This window comes from Streptomyces hyaluromycini (assembly GCF_002217755.1).
Taxonomy (GTDB): Bacteria; Actinomycetota; Actinomycetes; order Streptomycetales; family Streptomycetaceae; genus Streptomyces; species Streptomyces hyaluromycini.
In genome coordinates this window covers 87723-108703 of record NZ_BCFL01000020.1, presented here as the reverse complement: position 1 = coordinate 108703, position 20981 = coordinate 87723, and the positions used below count along the sequence as shown (strand labels likewise).

General features: G+C 72.1%; 20 protein-coding genes. 8 read left to right on the top strand and 12 right to left on the bottom strand.

Translation table 11 applies throughout. The features are described from left to right. Positions 1-89: 89 nt before the first annotated feature. Both SSP29_RS22295 and SSP29_RS22290 read right to left on the bottom strand, forming a co-directional pair. A complete protein-coding gene (locus tag SSP29_RS22295) occupies positions 90-1958 on the bottom strand; it encodes a glycoside hydrolase family 5 protein (RefSeq protein ID WP_174855999.1) in 1869 nt (622 codons plus the stop codon). A 101-nt stretch (positions 1959-2059) separates the two neighbouring features. After that, a complete protein-coding gene (locus SSP29_RS22290; protein ID WP_150134678.1) occupies positions 2060-2764 on the bottom strand; it encodes an alpha/beta fold hydrolase in 705 nt (234 codons plus the stop codon). 158 nt (positions 2765-2922) lie between these two features. Here SSP29_RS22290 and SSP29_RS22285 point away from each other — a divergent pair, with 158 nt between their 5' ends. Further along, entirely contained in the window at positions 2923-3612 is a 690-nt protein-coding gene (locus SSP29_RS22285; RefSeq protein WP_089102518.1) for a DUF6215 domain-containing protein, read from the top strand. A gap of 106 nt (positions 3613-3718) precedes the next feature. Here the strand turns inward: SSP29_RS22285 and SSP29_RS56125 are convergent, their stop codons facing one another. Then, the gene (locus tag SSP29_RS56125; RefSeq protein ID WP_089102517.1) at positions 3719-4330 is read right to left on the bottom strand and encodes a hypothetical protein; all 612 of its coding nucleotides are present in this window, start codon (positions 4328-4330) and stop codon (positions 3719-3721) included. Between the two features lie 468 nt (positions 4331-4798). Between SSP29_RS56125 and SSP29_RS56120 the strand changes: the two genes are divergently transcribed. Together SSP29_RS56120 and SSP29_RS22270 are read left to right on the top strand one after the other, a co-directional pair. Beyond that, positions 4799-5383, top strand: a complete 585-nt coding sequence (locus SSP29_RS56120) for a TetR/AcrR family transcriptional regulator (protein ID WP_245883170.1) — start codon at positions 4799-4801, stop codon at positions 5381-5383. 70 nt (positions 5384-5453) lie between these two features. Further along, the gene (locus tag SSP29_RS22270) at positions 5454-5918 is read left to right on the top strand and encodes a PaaI family thioesterase (protein ID WP_089102886.1); all 465 of its coding nucleotides are present in this window, start codon (positions 5454-5456) and stop codon (positions 5916-5918) included. A gap of 73 nt (positions 5919-5991) precedes the next feature. Here SSP29_RS22270 and SSP29_RS22265 read toward each other — a convergent pair whose 3' ends face one another. The 3 genes from SSP29_RS22265 to SSP29_RS22255 form a co-directional block, all read right to left on the bottom strand. Then, positions 5992-8022, bottom strand: a complete 2031-nt coding sequence (locus SSP29_RS22265) for an NAD(+) synthase (protein WP_089102515.1) — start codon at positions 8020-8022, stop codon at positions 5992-5994. A gap of 208 nt (positions 8023-8230) precedes the next feature. Beyond that, the gene (locus tag SSP29_RS22260; RefSeq protein WP_089102514.1) at positions 8231-9067 is read right to left on the bottom strand and encodes a PaaX family transcriptional regulator; all 837 of its coding nucleotides are present in this window, start codon (positions 9065-9067) and stop codon (positions 8231-8233) included. A 145-nt stretch (positions 9068-9212) separates the two neighbouring features. Further along, positions 9213-10205: a phospholipase D-like domain-containing protein gene (locus SSP29_RS22255; RefSeq protein ID WP_089102513.1), complete on the bottom strand. Its 993-nt coding sequence runs from the start codon at positions 10203-10205 to the stop codon at positions 9213-9215. A 344-nt stretch (positions 10206-10549) separates the two neighbouring features. On the opposite strand from SSP29_RS22255, the gene SSP29_RS22250 reads away from it, so the two are divergent. After that, entirely contained in the window at positions 10550-12934 is a 2385-nt protein-coding gene (locus SSP29_RS22250; RefSeq protein WP_089102885.1) for an ATP-binding cassette domain-containing protein, read from the top strand. Positions 12935-13033: 99 nt separating this feature from the next. Beyond that, positions 13034-13540, top strand: a complete 507-nt coding sequence (locus SSP29_RS22245; protein WP_089102512.1) for a MarR family winged helix-turn-helix transcriptional regulator — start codon at positions 13034-13036, stop codon at positions 13538-13540. Positions 13541-13645: 105 nt separating this feature from the next. Here SSP29_RS22245 and SSP29_RS22240 read toward each other — a convergent pair whose 3' ends face one another. From SSP29_RS22240 to SSP29_RS22215, 6 genes are all read right to left on the bottom strand, one after another. Then, positions 13646-14083 (bottom strand): universal stress protein, encoded by a 438-nt coding sequence (locus SSP29_RS22240; RefSeq protein WP_150134672.1) that lies wholly within the window; start codon positions 14081-14083, stop codon positions 13646-13648. Positions 14084-14290: 207 nt separating this feature from the next. Next, positions 14291-15145 carry a DMT family transporter gene (locus SSP29_RS22235; protein WP_089102511.1) on the bottom strand — a complete coding sequence of 285 codons (855 nt, stop codon included), beginning with the start codon at positions 15143-15145 and terminating at the stop codon, positions 14291-14293. Between the two features lie 31 nt (positions 15146-15176). Further along, positions 15177-16136 (bottom strand): NADP-dependent oxidoreductase, encoded by a 960-nt coding sequence (locus tag SSP29_RS22230; RefSeq protein WP_089102510.1) that lies wholly within the window; start codon positions 16134-16136, stop codon positions 15177-15179. A 171-nt stretch (positions 16137-16307) separates the two neighbouring features. After that, positions 16308-16901 carry a PfkB family carbohydrate kinase gene (locus tag SSP29_RS22225; RefSeq protein ID WP_368669249.1) on the bottom strand — a complete coding sequence of 198 codons (594 nt, stop codon included), beginning with the start codon at positions 16899-16901 and terminating at the stop codon, positions 16308-16310. 11 nt (positions 16902-16912) lie between these two features. Next, complete coding sequence (locus SSP29_RS22220; protein ID WP_089102509.1) at positions 16913-17875, bottom strand: ADP-ribosylglycohydrolase family protein; 963 nt, start codon at positions 17873-17875, stop codon at positions 16913-16915. After that, complete coding sequence (locus tag SSP29_RS22215; protein ID WP_089102508.1) at positions 17872-18591, bottom strand: GntR family transcriptional regulator; 720 nt, start codon at positions 18589-18591, stop codon at positions 17872-17874. The genes SSP29_RS22220 and SSP29_RS22215 overlap by 4 nt, the downstream gene beginning before the upstream one ends. Before the next feature lie 91 nt (positions 18592-18682). Between SSP29_RS22215 and SSP29_RS61255 the strand changes: the two genes are divergently transcribed. From SSP29_RS61255 to SSP29_RS22200, 3 genes are all read left to right on the top strand, one after another. Beyond that, complete coding sequence (locus tag SSP29_RS61255; RefSeq protein WP_089102507.1) at positions 18683-18979, top strand: DUF2180 family protein; 297 nt, start codon at positions 18683-18685, stop codon at positions 18977-18979. Between the two features lie 79 nt (positions 18980-19058). Further along, positions 19059-19496 (top strand): Fur family transcriptional regulator, encoded by a 438-nt coding sequence (locus SSP29_RS22205; RefSeq protein WP_089102882.1) that lies wholly within the window; start codon positions 19059-19061, stop codon positions 19494-19496. 213 nt (positions 19497-19709) lie between these two features. Next, the gene (locus tag SSP29_RS22200) at positions 19710-20957 is read left to right on the top strand and encodes an MFS transporter (RefSeq protein WP_089102506.1); all 1248 of its coding nucleotides are present in this window, start codon (positions 19710-19712) and stop codon (positions 20955-20957) included. The last annotated feature ends 24 nt before the right edge of the window (positions 20958-20981 follow it).

The following is a 20981-nucleotide window of genomic DNA, read 5'->3' as shown; positions in this document are numbered from 1 at the left end:
CGCATCGGCTGCTCCGGTCCGGTAGCTGTGTGCGGGGAGAGTCGGTGGGTGGTGAGGTGCCCGGAGCAGTGGGCCGGTGACGGACCCGCTCAGGTCGCCAGCGGGACGCACAGCACGGCGGCGGGAGCCGGTGTGCTGCCCACCCGGGTGGTGAAGGCGACGCCGGCGACGTACTCGCCGGCGGCACACTGGCCCTTGTAGGCGCCGGAGGCGAAGTCGTCGCCCGCCCCGTCGGCGGGCCGGTTGTCGGACCGGTCGAACCACACCGTGCGGCCGCTCGTGCCCAACGCGACGCGTGCGGACGCGCACAGCACCGCCGACACCCGCTCCCCGCGACGGCTGTAGCCGATCGCGAACCGGCCCGCCGGGCACTGGTACTTGGTGTACCCGGAGGCCCAGTCGCCGCCCGCCGGGACGTACCGCTCGTCCGTGACCACCGTCTGCGTGTCGCCCGTGGCGCGCAGGTCGCCTGCGGTCGCGTCGGTGCACAGTCCGCGTCCGCCGGAGTGCGCGAGACCGATCAGCCGCAGCCCGTCCGGGCAGACCGCCTTGTAGGCGCCCGAGTCCCAGTCGCCGCCCGCCCGCACCCGCAGGGACTCGACCTGGTCGCCGTGGTCCGTGGCCAGCATGCGCCAGGTCGTCCCCGGCTCGACGTACCCGGTGCGGCCGGCGGAGTCCATGAGGTGGTCCCAGGCGGTGGCCCGCCAGTCGCCTCCGTCGAGGATGCCGGACCGGTGCCCGGAGGTGTCGTAGCGCAGCAGCGCCCAGTCGTCGTGGCCCTCCCAGCCGACCAGCGGCCAGTAGGCGAAGTCGGCGTCGTGGTCGGCGAAGTAGTCCGTGATGTTGCCGAACCAGGTGCGGGCCGCCGTGCCCGTCTCGTTCGCGCCGATGCCGAACTCGCTGACCCACACGGGCGCGGTGTAGTGCTTGCCCTCGGTGGTGACGAAGAAGGCCTCGTCCGCGAGGGCTTGGTAGAGATCGTCGCGGCTCAGGTCCTGGTAGCGGGGGTCGCTGGTCTCGCCGATGCCGGTGGCGCCGCTGTGGTGGGGACCGGTGTAGCCGTAGAAATGGGCCGAGTAGACCAGCTTGTGGGCGTCGACGAGGGTGTTGGAGAGGGTGCGCACGGGGGTGAGCACGGGGCGGCCGTGGGGGAGTCCGTCGACCGGCAGGCCGGTCCAGTTGATGCCCTCGATGACGATGAGGAGGTTCGGGTTCGCCTCGGTGAGGATGCGGTCGGCGGCGAGCTGGGCCGCCGCGTACCAGTCGTGGTCGTCGCCCAGGCCCCAGTTGGGGTCGTCGAGCACGTTCCGGCGTACCTCGTTGTAGAGATCGGCGCCCACGACACGGGAGTTCGCGGCGTAGCGGCGGGCCATGAAGACCCAGTCGTCGGCCCACTGCTGGGTCGACTGGCCGGTGTTCCAGCGCTCGTTGCCGTCGACGCCGCAGCACCAACGGGAGGTGTTGGTGTGGTTGTTGAGGATGACCGCGAAGCCCGCGCCGGTGAGGGCGGTCACGACGGCGTCGTAGACCTCCAGCGGTGTCCTGCCGCGCAACTGCGGATTGGCGGTGACCGCGGCGTCCGGCACCGGAGTCGTCGTATGGATCATCTCGTTCGAGAACGGCAGCCGGATGCTGTTGATGCCGAGTGCCTGGAAGTCCGAGAGGAGTTGGGACAGGGGTGCGCGGTCCAGGCCGAGAGGGATGCCGTAGGAGTCCTGGCCGGCATGGTGGTTCGCGGGATCGTCGATGCTGCCGCTGCCCGTCCAGGAACCTTGTGCGCCGTCCCAGTTGGCGGCCTTGAGGCGGAAGCGGTTGCCGGCCGCGTCGACGATGTAACGGCCCCGGGTGGAGAGCGGGGGCTGCCAGGTGCCGCCGGCCGACGCGGCCGGCGCCGCCGTGGCGGACTGCGGCCCGGCGGTGGCCGGGGCCGTGCCGAACAGGGTGAGAACCAGGAACATGGATGTCAGGTACGTGACAATCCGGAACGATCGTGCGATCGGCATCGGCAGTCCTCTGGGTGGATGTCCCGTGGGGGCGAGGCACCCTACCAGGGCACGGGTCAGCGCAGAAGCGGCCCGTCCGACGCGCAGGCCTCGGCCGTCCACCCCTCCAGGTCGCGTTCGGGGCGCAGCAACCGCCTGATGGCGGCGGCGGAGGCGCGGTGCCAGTCGCGGCTGCGGCGGAGCATCGCGTGGTCGCCGCCCCTGAGCAGCACCATCCCGGCCTGTGCACCGGCCGTGCGGGCCTGTCGTACGTATGCGGCCGAGTCGGCGGGGCCGGTGGTCCGGTCACGGTCCCCGTGCAGGACGACGATCCGTGTCCCGGTGAGATCGTCGACCGGGTCGCCGGGCGGGCACCAGGGGGCGAGTGCGAGCACGCCGCGCACCGAGGGGTCGGACGCCGCGCGCAGTGCCGCCCGGCCGCCCATCGAATGGCCGACCAGCACCACGGCCGCGTCGCCGGCCAGGCCGCGCAGCTCGTCGAGGGCGCGCAGGGTGTCCTTGAGCGGGTCGGCGGCGTCGTTCCAGCCCTGATAGCGGTAGCGCACCTGGCCGATCAGCACGTCGCGGGGCGAGGAGACCGAGGCGGCGGCGCTCAGGAAGGGGCGCATGCGCAGCGCGGCCGGCTGCCAGGGGCGCACCGGACGGCGTCCGTTCTCCTGGCCGCCGTGCAGGACGAGCACCGCCGCGCGCGTCCGGTCCCGCGGGCTGCGACGCACCACCAGGGCGCTCCCGCCCGCCTCGACGACCCGTCCCTCGGCCACCGCGTCCCCCTGTTTCCTCCGGCTTGAAGCGTGCTCCCGCCATCAAACACTCCCGGAGGAACCCCCTGCCACCGAGAGGGATGTGCGGCGCGTGCCTTCCCCGTGAACATCGGTTAGGCTCCAGCGCGCACAGGGGATGCACAGCGGGGGTGGGGGACATGACCGAGGGTTTCAGCGAGCCCGAAAAGGCCGGCAGACCGGGGCTTCAGGCGATCGCGGCGGTGGCCTTGTTCGCGGTCGTCGTGGGCGCTCTGTGGGCGCAGAAGCAGTTCGTCCACCAGAAGGGCACGTCCGGTGAACCGGCGACCTGCTCGGCCTCGGACGATCATCTGCCGGCCCGCTATCTCTCCGGCGCCCGGTTGTGCACGGCGCTCAACCGCCCGGACATGCCGGCCCTGCTGGGGACCTCACGCGAGCGGATCGAGACCGCCGACGGCAGCGGGGAGTGGCTCACGCTCGCCGGGGGCACGAAGATCGCCGAACCCGAGGCGACGGTGACCCTGGAGACGTACTCCGTGAAGCTGACGGCGTCGTACGACGACATGACCGTCTCCGAGACAGGGGGTCTGCTGGGCGACGCCCGCAGGACGACCGTCCTCGGGCACCCCGCCCTCCTCTACTCCAGCCCGACATTCTCCATCGGCTTCAACCTCGGCGGCGGCAAGGCGAGCACGGGCCCCGGCGGCACCGCGCGCTGCCTCCTGGTCTCCAGGCACGGAAAGGACGACGGCAAGGGCACGTACGAGGTCGCGATCTGGCGGCAGGACGACGTACCGCCGGACGACACGGCCCTGGCGCGGGTCGCCGAGCAGGTGTTGCCGACCGTCCCGGGCTGGAACGGGCACTGACGGCCTCGGCAGGGACCGGGTGTGCCGCCGGGCCGCCCGGGTCTCCGGGCCGCCCGGGTCTCCGGGCGGCCCGGCGGCGGACCACGGCTGACGGTGCGTCAGTTCCTCATGGAGCGACGGTCGTTGTGGAGGCGAGGCTGCCCGCCGAGGGCAGCGTCGGCAGCGGGGGCACGGCGCCGAGGAGGCCGGTGACCGTGTCGAGCATCGGGGCGGGCAGCCCGGTGGCGGCGCTCGGCACTCCGCCGAGGTCGAGCGAGGTCAGCGAGGTGAGCAGGCTGTCGACGGCGGACTGGATCGCGCTCAGCAGGTCCGAGACGGGGTCCGCCGCGCGGGGCGCGACCCGGTGCGCGCGGTCGGCGGAGCCGGCGTCCAGATGGCGCAGCCGCTCCTGGATCCTGCTGCTCCACTCCCGTACCGCCTTGGCGTAGGTGGCGGCCCGGGCCGGGTCGATCCGGGTGCCCGACGCCGTGGCGAGGTCGGGCAGTGCGTGAACGAGAGGCGTCAGGGCGCGGTCGTAGCGCGTCGTGTCCGCCGCGTCCATCCGGTCGAGGAGCGTGGCGATGTCGGTGCCGGGCCGCGGAACCGTCTGTGCGACACCGGGTCCCGATGCTTCTCGGCCGGCGTCGGCGGCGGCAGCGGAGGCGGCCGCCGGGCCGAGGACCAGGGCGGCACAGACCAGAGGGGAGACGAGGAGGCCGCGGGAGACAAGGGCGCGCATGGGTTTCCTTTCGAGAACTGCTGTCTTGCGCCCACCGTGGAAAGCGGGGGAACGCCCCGCAACCGGTCACCGGCCGTGAACGGCGTCGGCCGTGCCATGGCGACGGTCTTGACCAGGAGTTTTGCCCCGCGTCGGAGCTCCGTCCGGGTGTCGGCCGGATGTTGGCCCGTCAGGGTGCGCCCGGCGGCCGACGTGGACCGCACATATGCGAAGAGGTCCGCCCTCTGGGCAGGCCTTGCACCTGCATTTCCCCGCAGGAAGCGGAGCGTCTTTCCTTGGACCACCAACGCATCGCGTGCCACCCGGAGTTGGGTGCCTCGCTCAAGATCGAGCCTACCCCGACCGGGGCGCCGGCCGCCAACCGGATGCCGGTTGCCGGTCGGTGGTTCTTGCATGTTCTATGGCACACACCATATGTTACTCACACGTAAGGACGTGATGTGTCTCCGAGGGAAGGGCGGTGGTCGCATGAGCCCGCGCAGGAGCGACAGCCGGGAACGGATGCTCCGCGGTGCCTCGGAGCTGCTGCGTGAGTACGGCGCCGGCGCCACCAGCATCGACCGGGTCCTCGCCCGCACCGGCGCGCCCCGCGGCTCCGTCTACCACCACTTTCCCGGCGGGCGTGCCCAGCTGGTAGAGGAGGCGGTGACCCGGTCCGGCGACCACATGCTGAGGCGGATCGACGCCGCCATGGAAGCCGAGGACCCCCTGGACGCGGTCGACTCCTTCTTCGCGCTGTGGCGGGAGCGGCTGGCGGAGAGCGGCTACCGTGTCGGCTGCCCGATCGTGGCCGTGGCCGCGGAGACCAACGACGAGGCACCCCAGCTCGCCCGGTCCGCCGCCGCCGTCTTCGCCCGCTGGCAGGAGGCGCTGGCCGCGCACTTCCACCGGCACGGCCTTCCGCAGCCGCGCAGCACCCGGCTGGCGGCCTTCGTCATCGCCGCCCTCGAAGGCGCCGTGATCATGAGCCGCGCCGGACGGACCACCGCACCGCTGGACGCGGCCGCCGCCGAAATGCGTGAACTGCTCACCCATGCCTTCCACGACCAGTGACGACCACCGCGGCCCGCTGCCCGGACGGCGGCGCGCCCCGCACCACGACCAGCACACCGAGGAGCCACCCGTGTCCACCACCGACCTCGCCGCCCTGTCCGGTCTCGAACTGATGCGCTGGATACAGTCCACGCGGCCGACCGACACCGGGACGCCTTCGATCGGCCGGCTGCTCGGCATGCGCTTCGACGAGGTGGAGCACGGCCGCATGGTCATCTCGCTGGACACCCGCCCCGACTTCGCCAACCCCCTCGGCATCGTCCACGGCGGCATCGGGGCCACCCTCCTCGACTCCGTGATGGGCTGCGCCGTACACACCACCCTGCCGGCCGGCGTCGGCTACACCACCCTGGAACTCAAGGTCAACTACATCCGCGCCGCCCACACCGAAGGCCAGACCCTCACCGCCGAGGGGAACGTCATCCACGTCGGCCGCTCCACCGCCACGGCCGAGGGCAAGGTGCTGGACGAGCGCGGGAAACTGATCGCCCACGCGACCACCACCTGCCTCATCATGCGGCCGGCCGACGACTGACGGCGCACCCGCGATCCATGCGAAGAGCCCCGCCCCTGACCCGTCAGGGGCGGGGCTCTTCGCGGGCGGGCGGCTACTCCGGGACGCGGGCCAGGTCGTGCAGCCAGGCCTTCGCCGAACTGTCCGACGGAGCACGCCAGTCGCCGCGCGGGGAGAGCGAACCACCCGCCGAGACCTTCGGCCCGTTCGGCATCGCCGAGCGCTTGAACTGGGCGAAGGCGAAGAACCGGCGGCAGAAGTAGTCCAGCCAGTGCCGGATCTCCGCCAGGTCGTACGCCTTGCGATCGGCCTCGGGGAAGCCGGGCGGCCAGGCGCCCGCGCTCCGGTCGTGCCAGGCGTGCCAGGCCAGGAAGGCGATCTTCGACGGCCGGAACCCGTGCCGCAGCACCTGGTAGAGGGTGAAGTCGTGCAGTGCGTACGGGCCGATCTTGGACTCGGTGGACTGCAGTTCCTCGCCCGGCACCAGCTCCGGGCTGATCTCCGTGTCGAGGATCGCGGCCAGGGTCTCGCCGGTCTCCGCGTCGAACTGCTCGCTGCTGATGACCCAGCGGATCAGGTGCTGGATCAGCGTCTTCGGCACCCCGGAGTTGACGTTGTAGTGACTCATCTGGTCGCCGACGCCGTACGTCGACCAGCCCAGCGCCAGCTCCGACAGGTCACCGGTGCCGAGGACGATGCCGCCGCGCTGGTTGGCCAGCCGGAACAGGTAGTCGGTGCGCAGACCGGCCTGCACGTTCTCGAAGGTCACGTCGTAGACCGGCTCGCCGGCGGCGAACGGGTGGCCCATCTCCTGCAGCATCAGACGCGCGGTCGGCGTGATGTCCAGCTCGGCCGCGGTCACGCCGAGCGAGTTCATCAGGCGGTGGGCGTTGCCCTTGGTGTGCTCGCCGGTCGCGAAGCCCGGCAGGGTGAAGGCCAGGATGTCGCTGCGCGGGCGGCCCGCGCGGTCCATGGCACGGGCGGCGACGATCAGCGCGTGCGTGGAGTCGAGGCCGCCGGACACCCCGATGACCACCTTCGGGCCGCCGATCGCCGCCAGCCGCTGCTGGAGCGCGGCGACCTGGATGTTGTACGCCTCGTAGCAGTCCTGGGCGAGCCGCTGCGGGTCGGCCGGGACGAAGGGGAAGCGCTCGACGCGGCGGCGCAGCCCGAGGTCGGCCGTCGGCGGGTCAAGGCGGAAGGGGACGGTCCGGAAGCCGCCCGTGCGTGCCGCGTGGGTACGGCGGTTGTCGTCGAACGAACCCATCCGGGCCCGCTCCTGCCGCAGCAGGTCCAGGTCCACGTCGGCGACCGCGTACTGGTCGTCCAGCGGGAACCGGTCCGTCTCGGCCAGCAGCGCGCCGTTCTCGTAGATCATGGTCTGGCCGTCCCAGGACAGGTCCGTCGACGACTCGCCGAGACCGGCCGCCGCGTAGACGTACGCGGCGAGACAGCGCTGCGACGCGGAGCGGCACAGCAGCTTGCGGTCCTCCGCGCGGCCGACCGTGATCGGGCTGCCCGAGAGGTTGACCAGCACGGTCGCCCCGGCCAGCGCCGCCTCCGCGCTGGGCGGTACCGGCACCCACATGTCCTCGCAGATCTCGGCGTGCAGCACGAGCCCGGGAATGTCCTCCGCCTCGAACAGCAGGTCCACCCCGAACGGCACGCTCTCGCCGCCGATCCGGACGGTGCCGCCCCGCTCGTCGTCGCCCGCGGCGATCTGGCGCCGCTCGTAGAACTCCCGGTAGTTCGGCGGGTACGACTTGGGCGCGACCCCGAGGATCCGGCCGCGGTGCACGAACACCGCGCAGTTGTACACCCGGTTGCGGTGGCGCAGCGGGGCGCCCACGACGAGGACCGGCAGCAGGCCGGCCGAACCGGCCGCCACCGTCGCGAGGGCCTCCTCGACCTGGTCGAGCACCGCGTCCTGGAGCAGCAGGTCCTCGATCGAGTAACCGGTCAGGCCGAGTTCCGGGAAGACCGCCACCGCGACGCCCTCCTCGGCACAGCGGCGGGCCTGCCGCAGGACCGCCTCGGCGTTGGCGCGCGGGTCGGCGATGACGGTGTGGCCCGTGCACGAGGCGACGCGCGCGAAGCCGTGCTCATAGATCGACCAGAAGTTCAACGGGGCTTCCTCGGGAGAGACGGACACGGTGCGGATGCCGGACAGAGAGCGTCGCCGTACACGGGCACCCTCTCCTTCGGTCCTCGGACGGACTGGCGAACCTCCTGCCCCAAGCAGCATAGATCGCCCGATGATCTGGGCTGACCAGGCATTCTGCGCAGGCCGCGCGGCGGTCGGCCCGGCAAGGCGGTCGACCGTGCGCGGCGGCTCACAGGGGCGTGGTCTCCAGCAGCGCCGCGGCCATCCGGCGGGCCGGGGCATCGGTCTCGGCAGCGACGCGGTGGAACGTCGTCTCCGCCTCGTGGGCCGGCCAGCCGGCGGGCAGGTGCCGCACGGGCAGCCGCGGATCGGTGCGGATGATGCCCAGCCACTCGCTGACCAGCCGCAGCCGGGTGACGACGGCGTCGTCGTCGGGGCCGGCCCGCCACGCCTCCCAGCGGGCGCGGAAGTCCTCGTACCGGGCCGCGATCGACCCCAGGTCCCAGGTGTCGCGGATCATGAGGTCGATGTCCGTCGCCTCGTCGGCCAGCGCGTGGAAGATCTTCACGTGGGCGGAGAGCCCGAGTTCGGCGACCACCGCGGAGACGTCCACCCGGCCGGGCGCGATCCACAGCCCGCTGTAGAGCGGCCCGAAGCCGGACCAGCCGAGCTGGGAGCGCAGATCGTGGCGCTGGCGCTGCCAGGACTCCGGCAGTGAGAAGCCGAGCAGGGTCCAGGAGCCGTCCCAGTCGTCGTTGACGGCGCCCGTGTCCCAGACCCGGCGCCGGCCGTCGTGCAGGATCTGGGTGGCGAGGGGCGTCAGGCCGAAGTACATCCTGCGGCCCTGCCGTTGCCGCTGCAGCAGGTTCCGGTTGACCATGCGGGTGAGCGTGGAGCGTACGGCCTGCTCGCCGACGCCCGCCCGGCCGAGGACCGTGATGATGCTGCCCGAATAGACGGCCAGCGGCCCCTGCTCCAGCACGTGGTTGCCGAAGAAGGCGAGCAGGAGCGACTGCGGTCGGGGCTGCGGGGCGTCCAGGGGTTCCGGGACCGTCTCGGCGTTCACGTGCGCAAGATTACGGCCACGTGGCCGACGTACGCGGCGCGGGTGGCACGCCCGGCGGCGCGCCCTGCCGGCGGGTGACGGGGCGGGGACGGCACCCGCCCCGGCCGGGCCGAAGCGCGGCCGGGGCGGGCCCGGAAACCCGGAACTACGCGGCGGTGCCGCCCGAGTAGTCGCTGTTGAACGTGGTCTCGACGGTCGTGGCCACCGACTGCGCCACCCCGGTGCCCGTGAGGATGATGCCCAGCTCACGGTTGTTGGAGAGGGAGTTGCTGCTGATGTTCATGGAGCCGGCCTCCACCTCCTGGGTGGACAGGCCGTAGTCGGCGACCATGGCCTTGGCGTGGATGTAGAAGCCGTTGGGGTCGGAGTAGCCGACGACCGTGCCGCCGGCGGCCTTGACCGCGGAGACCTCGCTGGAGTAGTCGCCCGGCGTCTCCAGGACGACCCGTACCTTCACGCCGGCCTTGGCTCTGGCGACGATGGCGTTGACCACCGTGCTGTCGCTGAACTCCAGCTCCTCGACGTCGAGCGTCTTGGTGGCGGCGTTGATCACGGTCAGCAGGCGGCTGCGCGAGTCGGTGGGGGACCAGAGCAGGTGGTCGCCGTCGGTGGGGGTGACGGAGGTGCCGGCGTAGTCGGCGTTGAAGACCTTCTCGATCGCCGCGACGTCACGGGTGTCGTCGGTGAAGACGCCGTAGTCCCGGCCGGTCGAGTAGTACTGGGAGGTCAGGTTGCCCGTCAGGACGAGCGACTTGGTGGCGTCGACCGTGATGGTCTTCTGGTGCGTGTAGACGAAGCTGGTCGATGACCACGCCACGCCCACACCCGCGTTCGTGAGGGAGGTGTAGGCGGAGTTGTTGGCGCTCTTGTGCGCCTGGTCCAGGACGACCCGCACGGTGACGCCCTTGTTCTCGAGGGCTATGAGGTCGTTGACGGCCGTGGTGTCCTCCAGCTCGTACATCGTCATGTCGAGCGAGCTGGTGGCCGAGTTGATGAAGTCGTAGATCGTCGGCTCGCTGCTGCTGAGCGAGAAGGCGAACGCGGTGTAGCTCGCGGCGTTCGCGGGGACCGCGGTGGCGACCACCGCCGCGCTGGCCGCCAGGGCGACCCCCGCGCGAACGAGAAGCTTCGACAGCATGTGCGTGACTCCTAGTCGGATAGACGCTCACGTGGGGGGTGGGTGAGCGTGGGCATGACACCACGCGCGTAGACTGCCGAGGAAGAGAAGCCGGGTGAACTCACCGTTACCTGTGCGGCGTACGCGCGGACATAGCGGACTCGGTGCAGGTGGGGGCCGGTTCATGGGCACACCGCGAGAACGCAAAATCTTCGTAGCCGAGCGCCGCCGAGCACCTGGGGGACCGTCCGTGACCGTGCGGGCGACAGGGCCGGTCAGGAATGGAGAAGCGTTACTGTTCCTCCCCGGCTAGCGTGGCGGCCGTCGACCGAGACCCCGCGCAGCAGACGGAGACGGGTTTGAGCATGGCCAGAGAGACCGAAACGACCACGTCCGCGCCGCACGTGGCCGACAGCCACGGCCTGATTCGCGTGCACGGCGCGCGGGAGAACAACCTCAAGGACGTCAGCATCGAGATCCCGAAGCGCCGGCTGACGGTCTTCACCGGCGTCTCCGGCTCGGGCAAGAGCTCGCTGGTGTTCGACACCATCGCCGCCGAGTCGCAGCGCCTGATCAACGAGACCTATCCCGCCTTCGTCCAGGGCTTCATGCCCAACCTGGCCCGCCCCGAGGTCGACGTCCTCGAAGGACTGACCACCGCGATCATCGTCGACCAGCAGCGGATGGGCGGCGACCCCCGCTCCACCGTCGGCACCGCCACCGACGCCAACGCCCTGCTGCGCATCCTCTTCAGCCGTCTGGGCAAGCCGCACATCGGCTCGCCCAAGGCGTTCTCCTTCAACATCGCCTCCATCAGCGGGGCGGGCGCCGTCACCGTCGAACGCGCCGGGCAGAAGGTGAAGGAGCGGCGCAGCTTCAGCATCACCGGCGGCATGTGCCCGCGCTGCGAGGGCCGGGGCGCCGTCACCGACCTCGACCTGGCCCAGCTCTACGACGAGACCCTGTCCCTCAACGAGGGTGCGATCACCGTCCCCGGCTACAAGGGCGGCGGCTGGAACTCCCGCCTCTACATCGAGTCGGGCTTCTTCGACCCGGACAAGCCGGTCAGCAAGTTCACCAAGAAGGAGCTGCAGGACTTCCTGTACCGGGAGCCGACCCGGATGAAGATCGCGGGCATCAACATGACCTACGAGGGTCTGATCCCGCGCATCCAGAAGTCGATGCTCTCCAAGGACAAGGAGTCGATGCAGCCGCACATCCGCGAGTTCGTGGAGCGGGCGGTCACCTTCGCCACCTGCCCCGACTGCGACGGCACCCGGCTCAGCGAGGGCGCCCGCTCCTCGAAGATCGACGGGATCAGCATCGCCGACGCCTGCGCGATGCAGATCAGCGACCTTGCCGCATGGGTCAGGGGCGTCGACGAGCCTTCGGTCGCCCCCCTCCTCGACACGCTCCGGCACACCCTGGAGTCGTTCGTGGAGATCGGCCTCGGCTATCTCTCGCTCGACCGGCCGGCCGGCACCCTGTCCGGCGGCGAGGCGCAGCGCACCAAGATGATCCGCCACCTCGGCTCCTCGCTCACCGACGTCACCTACGTCTTCGACGAGCCCACCACCGGTCTGCACCCGCACGACATCCAGCGGATGAACGGCCTGCTGCTGCGACTGCGGGACAAGGGCAACACGGTGCTCGTCGTGGAGCACAAGCCGGAGGTCATCGCGATCGCCGACCACGTCGTCGACCTCGGCCCCGGTGCCGGGGCGGGCGGCGGCACGGTCTGCTTCCAGGGCACCGTGGAGGCCCTGCGGACCGGCGGCACCATCACCGGCCGGCACTTCGACGACCGGGCCGCCCTCAAGGACACGGTCCGCAAGCCCACCGGCACGCTGGAGATCCGCGGCGCGTCCACCCACAACCTGCAGGGCGTCGACGTCGACATCCCGCTCGGGGTCCTGGCCGTCGTGACCGGTGTCGCGGGCTCCGGCAAGAGCTCCCTGGTGCACGGCTCGATCCCGGCCGGTGCCGGGGTGGTCTCCGTCGACCAGGGCGCCATCCGCGGCTCCCGGCGCAGCAACCCGGCGACGTACACCGGACTGCTCGACCCGATCCGCAAGGCCTTCGCCAAGCAGAACGGCGTCAAGCCCACCCTGTTCAGCTCCAACTCCGAGGGGGCCTGCCCCACCTGCAACGGCGCCGGCGTGATCTACACCGACCTGGCGATGATGGCGGGCGTCGCCACCACCTGCGAGGAGTGCGACGGGAAGCGGTTCGAGGCGTCGGTCCTCGACTACCACCTCGGCGGCCGTGACATCAGCGAGGTGCTGGCGATGCCGGTGACCGAGGCCGAGGAGTTCTTCGCGGTGGGCGAGGCGCACACCCCGGCCGCCCACCGCATCCTCCAGCGGCTCAAGGACGTCGGCCTCGGCTACCTCACCATCGGCCAGCCGCTCACCACCCTGTCCGGCGGCGAGCGCCAGCGCCTCAAACTGGCAACGCACATGGCCGACAAGGGCGGCGTCTACGTCCTCGACGAGCCGACCGCGGGCCTGCACCTCGCCGACGTCGAGCAGCTCCTCGGCCTGCTGGACCGGCTGGTCGACTCCGGCAAGTCGGTCGTCGTCGTGGAGCACCACCAGGCGGTCATGGCCCACGCCGACTGGATCATCGACCTCGGCCCCGGCGCCGGCCACGACGGCGGCCGGATCGTCTTCGAGGGGACCCCGGCCGACCTGGTGGCCGCTCGCTCGACGCTCACCGCCGAGCACCTCGCGCAGTACATCGGCGGCTGAGGCGGGCCGGCCCGAGGGGCGGGGATCCGGTCCCCGCCCCTCGGGCCGGCCCGCCCACAGAGGTTTGAATATTCAAACATATATCGTTAAGCTGTGGCCATGACCACCACGCCACGCTGGCTGAACCCCGAGGAACGACGGGCGTGGCTCGCCTACGTCCAGTTCTCCACCCACCTGTCCGACCACCTGAACCGCCAGCTGCGGCGCGACGTGGGGATGACCCACGCCGACTACACCCTGCTGGCCAACCTCTCCTCGGTCAAGGATCACAGCCTGACCATGTCCGAGCTGGCCGAACGACTGAAGATCACCCGAAGCCGCCTCACCCATGCGGTGACCCGGCTCCAGGAGGCCGGCTACGTCGACCGCCGCGAGGACCCCGTCAACCGCCGCAACCAGCACGCCGTCCTCACCCCGGCCGGCATGAGCCTCCTGGAGCGCGCGGCCCCCGGGCATGTCGAGGCGGTCCGCCGGGCCGTCTTCGACGCCCTCACCCCCGAGCAGGTGACCCAGTTCGCCGCGATCGGCGAGGCCGTCAACGCCGCCCTGCAGCGTATGGACGCCGACAGCGACGAACAGGAGGCGCTGCCCTGGCGGCGCCGCTAGCGTGGCGCCCTCCGCAGCGCCACGGCCTGAAATCCCCGGGGCCCGCCGCGGACGACGAATCCGCAGCGGGCCCCGGGGCACCGGCCGGCGTGGGCCGGAGAACGGTCAGTCCTCGTCCTGGCCCTCCGGGGCCAGCAGGATCGCCGTGTTCGTGTGGTGCGCCACGGCGTCGCTGACCCGCGGGTCGAACAGCGCCTCGACTGAGCTGCGGTGGTGGGGGCTCAGGACGATGAGATCGGCCGCGAACTCCTGGGCGGTCTCCGCGATGGCGGTCGCGACCTGCGTGGTGAGCCCCCGCACGAGGGTCCCTTCGGCCTTGACGCCCTGGTCGCGCAGCGCCGTCAGCGCCTCGTCGAGGACGGCCTGGGCCTCGGAGTCCTCCTCCAGGGGCACGACCGCGGCGACGGAGGCGGCGGAGGCGATGACGTGTATGACGCGGACCTCGGCGTTCGTCAGCTGCGCCAGCTCGCCGGCCAGCCGCACGGCGTTGCGGCGGGCGGGGCTGGGATCGACGGCGACCAGGATGCGCTGGAACACGGACACGGTGTTTCCCCTTCCGGGGGCCTGGAAGGTCTACTCGGTGGTCAGGGACGCCGGATCACGGCGTGACGGGTCGGCGCGTCCGGCGCCGAACGAGTTCTTCCAGCCCCACCCTGTGATCATCTCACCGGCCGCCGGCGCGACGGACAGCGGCCCGTGTAACAGCCACTGAACTGCCGCGAGCCGGACGGTGTCGGCACCGCGGCCCCTTCAGCGCATGACGTCGACGAGGTGCGGGACCACCCGGGTCAGCCGGGTCACGCCCCACAGGATCAGCCCGGCGCCGATCACCTCGGGCAGCAGCCACCACCCGGTGCGGACCGACTCGTCGAACAGGGAGACGCCCAGCAGCAGGCTCACCGCCGCGTCGCCGATCGTCAGCGCGGGCTGGGAGGCGACGAGCGGACCGGCCTGCAGCGCGTTCTCCAGGAGCAGCAGCGCCGCGATCCCGGTGAGCGCGAAGCCGTAGGTCTGCCAGGTGGTGAGGAACGCGGTCAGGCCCCCGTCGGCGAGGCGGCCGGTGGCCGACTTCATGAGGGCGGCGGTCAGCGCGTTGCCGATCGCGGCTCCCGTGGCCAGGGCCGCCGCGCGGAACAGCGGCGACGAGGACGACCGTACGAGCAGCACCGCGACGGCGATGGCGCCCAGGGTGAGGGCGAGAACCGGGATCCAGCGCTGCATGGACGCCTGCTGGCGCCCGCCGGACGGGGCCGCCGCGGCGAGCAGCAGGGCCAGGCCTGCCACCACCACCGCGATGGTCCGCCACCCCTCCGGGCTCGGCCGGCGATGCATCAGCGGTACGGCGATCAGCAGCGCGAACGGCAGCTCCAGCATGAACAGGGGCTGGACGAGCGCCATCGGTCCGTTGACCAGGGCGAGCGCCTGGAAGACCGCGGCCCCCGTCACCCCGGCGATGCCGATGGCCCAGGCGGGCCGCCGTACCAGCACCAGCAGCAGGCGCAGCCCGCTGCGGCCGGGCACGGTGGACGCGGCCTTGCGCTGGAAGGCCGTGCCCGCCGCATTGCTGACGGCACCCATGACGGCGAAGAGCACGGCGAGCACCATGGTTCCAGCATGCCTGCTGTGCCCCGCCCGCTCAGCCCCGGAGCGCCCCGGCCGGTGGTCCGGAGCGGGGCTGCGGCCGGAGCACGATCTTGCCCTGGGCGTGCCCCTGCTCCAGCTCACGGAACGCGTCCCGTACCCGTTCCAGCGGGTAGACGCGGGCGATCGGGACGTCCAGCCCGCCCCGTGCGGCGAGCCGCGCGAGTTCACCGACCACGACCGCGCTCGCGGCCGAGCCCTCCCCGTAGGTCCGTGCGCCGACCCTGGCCGCGGCCTGCCAGTCGCGGATCGTGTTGATCCGTTCGGGCCGTACGCCGAGGTCCACGGCCAGGTCCACGTAGCCGTCGCCGAAGGTGTCGATGAACGCGTCGACGTCCTTGCCGCCGGCGGCCTTCCGGATCCCTTCGGCCGCGCCCTCCCCGTAGGCCACCGGGACGATGCCGTGGTCCGCCAGCCAGGCGTGGTTCCGCCCGCTCGCCAGCCCGATGACGGTGGCACCGCGCCGCCGCGCGAGCTGTACGGCGAGCGACCCCACGCCGCCGGCCGCGCCGGACACCACGACGGTCTCGTCCGGCCGGGGGTCCACCGCGAACACCGTCGCGTACGCGGTGGTGCCGGCCACGTAGAGGGATCCGGCCACCTCCCAGGGCAGTCCCTCCGGGCGGGTCACCAGGTTCACGTCGTCGGCCACGACGTACTCCGCGTGGCTCGCCCTGCGATGGGTGAAACCGAGGACCTCGTCGCCCACCGCGAAGCCGCGCACCTCGGGGCCGGCTTCCACCACCACACCCGCCAGATCGCTGCCCTGCCCGGAGGGGAACGTCGCGGGCCAGCGTCCGTGCCGGGCCCCCTCGCGGATCATCGCCTCACCGGGCTGGATCCCGGCCGCGCGGACCTCGACCAGCACCTGCCCGGGCCCGGGCACCGGCCGCTCGACCTCCTCCACCCGCAGCACATCGATCCCGCCGTACGCGTGGAACCGCACCGCCTGCATCGCGTGATCACCGCTCTTCCTCGCTGGGACAAGCCTCGGCCGACGAGCCGTCGGCCGGTGACACACCGACCGCGGCTTGGCGTTCAACGACGCGGCGGCGACACTCTCTTCCCGGTTTCGTGACCGGCGGTCGTCTTTCGTGACCGGCGGTCGTCGAGACCCGTGAGTGCCTCAGGCGAGCCGTTCGGCGAGCGGGTCGCCGGCCAGGAACGCGGCCAGTTCCGTCCGGTCGGGCGCGGTGGCCGGGCCGCGCCGGGTCACCGCACAGGCCGCCGCCGCGTTCGCGCCGCGCGAGGCCGTCAGCGGATCGAGCCCCTGGCCGAGCAGGGCGAGGAACGCACCGACATGCGCGTCGCCCGCGCCGTTGCTGTCCACGGCGGTGACCGGGAAACCCGGTACGTGCACGGGCGGTTCACCGGGGGCGGCCAGCCAGCAGCCGTCCTTGTCGGCCCGTACGAGCACCCCCGCCCCGGACGCCACCCGCTGCCCGAGCGCCGCCGCCGCGGTACCGGGATCCGCGTGCCCGGTCATGATGCGGGCCTCGCGTGCGTTGGTGCTGAGCCAGTCGGTGCGGGCCAGGACGGGCGCGAGGACGCTCTCGGGGATGTCGGCGACCAGCGGCCCCGGATCGAGACAGAGGACGCTGCCCGCGGGCAGCGCGGCGGTGAGGCCGGACAGCAGCGGGCCGTTGCCCGGCAGGGCCAGTCCGTAGCCGGAGAGCTGGACGAGGTCGTCGGGACGCAGCCGGTCCCGGACCGCGGCCACGTCGGCCGCGGTCAGGGTGGCCTCGGGGAGTTGACGGTGCGCAGCGTGCGGACGGCCTTGGCGGGCAGCGCGCGGAGCCCGGCGACCGAGCCGGCGACGGCGCCGGCGATGGCCCCGATGGTGTCGCTGTCCCCGCCGAGGTTGGCGGCGAGCAGCGCGGTCCGCCACGGATCGCCGTCCGCCAGCGCGAGCACGGCGAAGGCGGCGGGCACCGACTCCTGGCTCGCCACGCTGGTGCCGACGAGCGCCACGACACGGTCCAGGGCCTCGGCCTCGGTGCGGCCCCGCACCAACTCCCGGGCCCACTCGATCCGGGCGGCGATGTCCGCCCCGGCGATCCAGTGCCCGCGCCGCGCACCGGCACGGGCGGCGGACACGGCGGCGGCGACGGCGTCATCGAGTGAGCCGCCGCCGACTCCGGTGCTGACGGCCGCGGCCACGGCGGCCGCACCGGCGATGCCGATGGTCGTGTCGTGGGTGACCTGGCACGACTCCACGACACGGTCGACGAACGCGTCGAGCGGGTCGGCGGCGAAGGCGATCCCCACCGGGGTGACGCGCATCGCGGCGCCGTTCGTCGTACCGTTGCGGCCCGCCTCCCGCGGCGGGACACCGCGGGCCACCGCGTCCAGCGCGGCCTTGGTGGACGGGCCGAGGAGGTCGAAGGACCCCTTGGCCTTCATCTCCTTCTCCCAGTCGAGCAGTTCGCGGGCCAGCCGCAGCGGATCGATCCGGCCGTGCCCCGCCACGAGGAGCCGGCCGACGATGACGGCCTGGTCGGTGTCGTCGGTGACCGAGCCGGCGGGCATGCCCGCGCTGACCGGGTTGTCGGGGCGTGCGGCCTCGAAGCCGGTGACGGCGCCGTACACCCGCACGACGTCCTGCCTGGACATCACCTGCGTGGGCATCCCGAGGGCGTCACCGAGGGCGAGTCCGTAGAAGGCGCCCAGGGCGCGGTCGAGTCGGTCGGTCACGAGCGGCCTCCGTTGCCCGAGCGGACGTGCAGTTCGAAGCGGGCGGGATCGAGCAGACTGCCGACCTGCTCGACCACCGAGCCGTCGGCGGCCCGGTACACCTGGTCGAGGCGGAGGAAGGACTCGCCGGGGGAGCGGTGCAGTACGGCGGCCTCGGCCTCCTCCAGCCCGCGTACCGAGACGACACCCTCGCCGGAGTCGCTGACCCGGCCCGCCGCGATCAGCGCCCGGCTCAGCGAACCGCCGTCGAGCCCGCGCTCCGGTAGCCCGGCCAGCCCCTCCGTGACCGGCACCCTGCTGCGCTCCAGCGACACGCCCCGCCCGTCGGGCAGCCGCCGGACCCGGTCCAGGGCGATGAACGCGTCGGACGCGAGCGCGAGCCGGGCGGCCAGCTCCGGATCGGCGACCTCCTCGAAGCGGAGAATCTCCGTCGTCAGCTCGGAGCCCTGCGCGGCCAGCGCCCGGGCCCAGCCCAGGCGGTTGTCGAGCGGGGTCCCGTCGAAGGTGACGAACGAGCCGATGCCCGCGTGGGTGGCGATGAGGCCCTCCTCGCCGAGAACCTGCAGGGCCTGCCGAAGGGTGGTGCGGCTGACGCCGAACCGCTCTCTGAGCGCGTGCTCCCCGGGGAGCCGGCTGCCGTCGGCATGGACCCCGGCGCGGATCTCGTCGGCGAGTACACGGGCGATGCGATGGTGCTTGTGAACCTGTCCAGACATGTCTAGACAATAGGTGAACAACTCCCGCCGGTCCAGGGGTCCCGACCTGCTCTCTAAACTTGACTCTGTCAAAACTAGGGGGTTATGTTCGATGTGTGCCGAGGTGGCGAGACCCCGTCGGCGCACGGCCATCACGCACCCCCACCGCACAGGCGAGTGGGCCCTCTCATCGGGAAGCGACATGCACTGTTACGACTGCGCCCAGGCGGGGCGTCACGACGCCAACGGGATCGGCGCCTGTACCCGCTGCGGCCTCTTCACCTGCGCCGATCACTCGCGGGTCCTGCAGACCACCGTCCAGCGTCCCATCGGGGTGATCCCCATGACGAGCGTCCTTCCGTCCCGGCGCCTGGTCTGCGGCGCATGCCGTACGGCGGAGGCTTCCTAGAACTGACCGAGTCAACTCTGGTTGTATCGTGCACTCACAGGGCGGAACGGTCGGTATGCCGTAGGAGAGCGAAATGACCATGGAGCAGACCGCGGGCGACCTGCTCAAGCGCAAGGGACTGCGCAGCACGGCCCAGCGCAGGGCCGTGCTGACCGCGCTGCAGGGTCATCCGCACTCCACGGCGGCCGATCTCGAAGCACGTATCGGCACGGACCGGGCCGAGACCGGCGGACTCTCCCGGCAGGGCCTCTACAACGTGCTGGAAGATCTGACGAAGGCCCACCTCGTCCGCTGTATCGAGCCCGCCGGTTCGCCCGCCCGGTACGAGCTGCGGGTCGGCGACAACCACCACCATCTCGTCTGCCGCCGGTGCGGTCTGATCGAGGACGTCGACTGCAGCGTCGGCGCGGCGCCGTGCCTCACCCCCGACGAGGACAAGGGCTTCGCCGTCGACGAGGCCGAGATCACCTGGTGGGGACTGTGCGCGCAGTGCCGTCAGGCCACCGCACAGCAATAGCTTCTGCCGGCGTGACCTCCGAGTGACGCAGCTCACCCCGCTGGGCGAGCCGATCCAGGAATGCGCGCTCGCCGCGTCCCGCTGCAACGTTGCCGGGGTGGACTGGGCAAGGGCGCTCGGTGCGGCCGGCCACGGGGGGTGGAACCACCTTTCGGACCCGTTCCGCTTTCCCCTCCCCGAACCCGCCGTCCCCGAAAGGTTCCCCCGCTCATCATGCCTCTGGCTCTGCTGGCCCTTGCCGTCGTCACGTTCGGTATCGGCACCACCGAGTTCGCCACCATGGGCCTGCTGCCCCAGATCGCCGACCGCGTCGGGGTGTCGGTGCCGCATGCCGGCAACCTCGTCTCGGCCTACGCCCTCGGCGTCGTCGTCGGCGCCCCCGTGCTGACCGGCATCGGCGCGCGCGTACCCCACAAGCGGCTGCTGCTCCTGCTGACCGGGCTGTTCGTCGTGGGCAACACGGCGTCCGCCCTCGCCCCGAACTTCGGCCTGCTGTTCGCCGCCCGCTTCCTGGCCGGACTGCCGCACGGCGCCCTGTTCGGCGTGGGCGCGGTCGTCGCCTCCCGGCTGGTGCCCGCCGACCGCGCGGCCCGCGCCGTCTCCCGGATCTTCCTCGGCCTCACCATCGCGAACATCGTCGGCGTCCCCGCCGGCACCGCCCTCGGCCAGCATCTCGGCTGGCGGTACGCCTACTGCGCGGTCGCCGTCATCGGCCTCGTCGCGCTCCTCGCGCTCGCCCTGCTCGTGCCCCACCAGCCGCGCGGACCGCAGGCGGGCATCCGGCGGGAACTGCGGGCGATGGGCAACCTGCAGGTCTTCATCGGCCTGGCCACCGCCGTCGTCGGGTTCGGCGGCTTCTTCGCCGTCTACAGCTATCTCGTCCCCATGCTCACGCACCTGACGGGCATCTCCGACGCCTCGACCACCTGGGTCCTCGCCCTCTACGGCGTCGGCATGACCCTCGGCACCCTGCTCGCAGGACCCCTCACCGACCGCGCCCTGCGCCCGACGCTGTACGCCGGGATCATCCTGCTGGGGGCCGCACTGGTGACGTTCTACTTCACCGTCCACAGCACGGTCCCGGCCCTGGTGACGGTCACCTTCATCGGTGCGATGGGCGCGCTCATCACCACGCCCGTCCAGATGCTGCTGATGATCAACGCGAAGGACGCCCCCACGATGGCGGCGGCCTCCAACCACTCCGCCTTCAACATGGCCAACGCGGCCGGGGCCTGGCTAGGCGGCCTGGTCATCTCGGCGGGCTGGGGCTGGGCCGCGCCCAACCTGGTCGGCGCGGTCCTCGCGGCGGCCGGCCTGGGACTGGCCGTCACCGGCGGCCTCCTGGACCGCGGCAACCGCCCCTCGAAGGTGGTCACCGGCAAGGTCACGGCGGAGCCGGGGCAGACCGCCGCACCCGCACCCGCAACCGCACCGGACCTGACCGAACCGAACCGCGGCTGAGCCGCCAGCCCATCGAACCGGGGC